Raw genomic sequence first — 3,520 nt, 5'->3', positions numbered from 1 at the left:
GTGGGGGGCTGGTCGCGCCCCGCGGCGGAGCCGCTTTCAGGCACAGCCCCGCGCCCCTGCGGGGGCGCCGTTTCCCGGTCGACCGCAGTCGCGGCCGGAGCCGGGGGACGGGGCACGGTCGAGCGGCGGGTTGCTCGTACTGCGCGCCAGCGGGCCGTCGTTCCGGCCACGAAGACCGTCAGGACCACCAGGATCATCAGCTGGCCGATGAGGAGACCCCAGAAGAGGCCGTAGCCGGAGAGCTGGGTGGCGGGGGTGCTGGGCCAGGCGCCCGGGATGTCGTGGGGGCGGGCGATCAGGGAGCGCATGGCCAGCGGGGTGTGGCCGAACGTCACGTTCGCGGGCCAGGCGCCCTTGGCGAAGAGGCCCGACAGGCCCGTCGCCGTCCACACCAGGATCGTCATGCCCAGCAGGAACGCCACGACGCCGATCAGCAGCCCGTCCGGGACGCCCCGGGCGCGCTCGCCACCGTCCCGGTACCCGCGTTCGTCCCGCATCATCAGGCCACCGTGGACTCGGAGGAATCGCTGAGGCGTTGCTCGACGAAGGCCGCGGCGCGCTCCTCCGCCTCCAGTTCGGCCGCGTACAGGGCGTCGTCGCCGACCGGGTCGCTGGAGGACTCCGTCATGGCGCGGTCGGTGAAGACGAGCGGGCGCTCGGTCTCCGTGACCAGGTGTTTGACCACCTGGACGTTGCCGTTGACGTCCCAGACCGCGATGCCGGGGGTGAGCGTCGGGATGATCTCGACCGCCCAGCGGGGCAGGCCGAGGACCCGGCCGGTCGCTCTCGCCTCGTCGGCCTTCTGGGCGTAGATGGTTCTGGTCGAGGCCATCTTCAGGATCGCCGCCGCCTCCTTGGCCGCCGCCCCGTCCACCACGTCGGACAGGTGGTGGACGACCGCCACGAAGGACAGGCCGAGGCGCCGGCCGAACTTCAGCAGCCGCTGGAACAGCTGGGCCACGAAGGGCGAGTTGATGATGTGCCAGGCCTCCTCGACCAGGAAGATGCGCTTCTTCCGGTCGGGACGGATCCAGGTGTGCTCCAGCCAGACGCCGACGATCGCCATCAAGATCGGCATCGCGATGGAGTTGCGGTCGATGTGGGACAGGTCGAAGACGATCAGGGGGGCGTCGAGGTCGATGCCGACCGTCGTCGGACCGTCGAACATGCCGCGCAGGTCACCGTCGACCAATCGGTCGATGACGAGCGCGACGTCCAGGCCCCAGGCCCGAACGTCCTCTATGGCCACGTTCATGGCCTCGGCCGACTCGGGCTCGGGGTGGCGCAGCTGCTCGACGATGTCGGTCAGGACGGGCTGGCGCTCCACGATCGTCTCGTTGACGTAGGCGTGCGCGACCTTGAGCGCGAAGCCGGAGCGCTCGTCGAGGCCGTGGCCCATCGCGACCTCGATGATCGTACGGAGCAGCGCCAGCTGGCCCGTCGTCGTGATCGCCGGGTCGAGCGGGTTGAGGCGGATCCCCATGTCCAGGGCAGCCGTCGGGTCGAGCCGGATGGGAGTTATCCCCAGCTCCTGGGCGATGAGGTTCCATTCGCCGACGCCGTCCTCGCCCTGCGCGTCGAGGACGACGACCTGCCGGTCGCGGAACCTCAACTGCCGCAGCACGTACGTCTTCTCCAGCGCGGACTTGCCGTTCCCGGACTCGCCGAGCACCAGCCAGTGCGGGGCCGGGAGCTGCTGCCCGTACAGCTGGAAGGGGTCGTAGATGTAGCCCTTGCCGGAGTACACCTCGCGTCCGATGATCACGCCCGAGTCGCCGAGGCCCGGCGCGGCGGTCGGGAGATAGACGGCCTGTGCCTGGCCGGTGGACGTGCGCACCGGCAGCCGGGTCGTCTCCACCTTGCCGAACAGGAAGGAGGTGAAGGCGTCCGTGAGCATCGACAGCGGGTCCCGCATGTGTGCGCCTTCCTTACTACCGTCGGATGCCGGTGGCGAACGGCAAGGTGTTCACGAACGCCCGGTGGTGCTCGCGGTCGCACCACTCCAGCTTCAGGTACGACTTGCCCGCGGAGGCGCGGATGGTGCGCTTGTCGCGGGCGAGCGCGTCCGGGTTGCGGGACGAGACGGTGATGTAGCCGACGATGTTGACCCCGGCCGCGCCGCTCGCCAGGTCCTCGCCGCGCTGGTCGAGGCGGCCGTGGGCGGCGATGTCGCGGGGGTCGACGGTCCGGTTCATCTTCGCGGCGCGGGAAGCCTCCGCCTCGTCGTTCGTCTTCTCGGTCAGCATCCGCTCGATGGCGACCTCGGTGGGTTCGAGGTCCATCGTGACGGCGACGGTGCGGATGACGTCCGGGGTGTGGACGAGGAGCGGCGCCAGGAAGTTCACGCCCACCGGCGTCATCGGCCACTCCTTGACCCAGGCCGTCGCATGGCACCAGGGCGCGCGCGTCGACGACTCGCGGGTCTTCGCCTGCAGGTACGTCGGCTCCATCGCGTCCAGCTCGGCGGGCCAGGCATTACGTTTCGTCATCGCCTGGATGTGGTCGATGGGGTGGTCCGGGTCGTACATGGAGTGGATGAGGGACGCGAGCCTGCCCTGGCCCAGCGGCTGGCGCACACGGATGTCCGCCTCCTGCAACCGCGAGCAGATGTCGGTCAGTTCACGGGCCATGACGACGGCGAGACCGGCGTCCCGGTCGACCTTCCGGCCCGCCGTGGGGCGGCTGGCGCGCGCCATGGCGTTCGCCTCGGCGGCCAGCTCGCGCGTGTAGTGCATGCAGGCGACGAGGTAGGCGCGGTGCTGCTCGCTGCTGGTGGACACCATGGACTGCAGCTGGTCGTACGACTCCTGCAGCCAGCCCAGTGACCGGTCGTCGCCGCGGACGGCGACGTCCTTGGCGTGCGCGTCGGGGTCGGCGGGCAGGGTCCGGGCGAGCATCTGGAGGCGGGTGACGAACCCGTCCCCGTTGGCGACGTGCTTCAGGAGCGTCCCGAACCGGTCGACCAGGGCCTCCTGGTCCTCGGAGTCGCGCAGGCCGACGCCGGGGCCCTCGATCTCGATGGCCGCGGTCACGGTGCGCCGGTCGGCGTGCAGCAGGACGGCGATCTCGTCGGGCCCGAACGGCGCCGCGAGCCACGTCAGCCGTCCGATGCCGGGCGGCGGTCCGACCTCGACCTCGCGCCCGTCGAGCCGGGTGCCGGCCTCCATGGTGCGGGCGCGGTAGGCGGTGCCGCGCTTCAGCCGGCGCTTGTAACTCCGGTTGATCTCGAACCACTTGTAGAACGTGCGGCCGCGGTACGGGACGTAGACCGCGGCGAGCGCGAGCAGCGGGAAGCCCATGAGCATGACGATCCGCAGGGACAGGACGGGCACGAGGAGCCCGCACATCATGCCGATGAAGGCACCCGCGATGATCAGCGCGAGCTCACCCGACTCGCGGTTCCTGCCGACGATCGCGTTCGGCCGGGCGCGGCCGATCAGATATGTGCGGCGGGGCGTGACCGGAGGGGACACGTGGGACTGGGTCGTCAACGCCCTGCACCTCCTTGCCTGTTGCCGTT

The 3,520-nt window shown here is 70.6% G+C and carries 2 protein-coding genes and 1 pseudogene; all 3 read right to left on the bottom strand.

Annotated features, from left to right (window positions below; all coding sequences use genetic code 11):
* Positions 1–500: pseudogene (locus M4J07_RS47095) on the bottom strand (type VI secretion protein); the annotation flags it as partial.
* Entirely contained in the window at positions 500–1,915 is a 1,416-nt protein-coding gene (locus M4J07_RS47090; RefSeq protein ID WP_255983439.1) for an ATP-binding protein, read from the bottom strand. The gene M4J07_RS47090 and the pseudogene M4J07_RS47095, both read right to left, overlap by 1 nt.
* A gap of 16 nt (positions 1,916–1,931) precedes the next feature.
* Positions 1,932–3,491, bottom strand: a complete 1,560-nt coding sequence (locus tag M4J07_RS47085) for an SCO6880 family protein (protein WP_255983437.1) — start codon at positions 3,489–3,491, stop codon at positions 1,932–1,934.
* Positions 3,492–3,520: the final 29 nt, after the last annotated feature.

The sequence above is a fragment of the Streptomyces longispororuber genome (assembly GCF_024448165.1).
Taxonomy (GTDB): domain Bacteria; phylum Actinomycetota; class Actinomycetes; order Streptomycetales; family Streptomycetaceae; genus Streptomyces; species Streptomyces longispororuber_A.
This window is presented reverse-complemented; position numbering and strand designations above follow the sequence as displayed.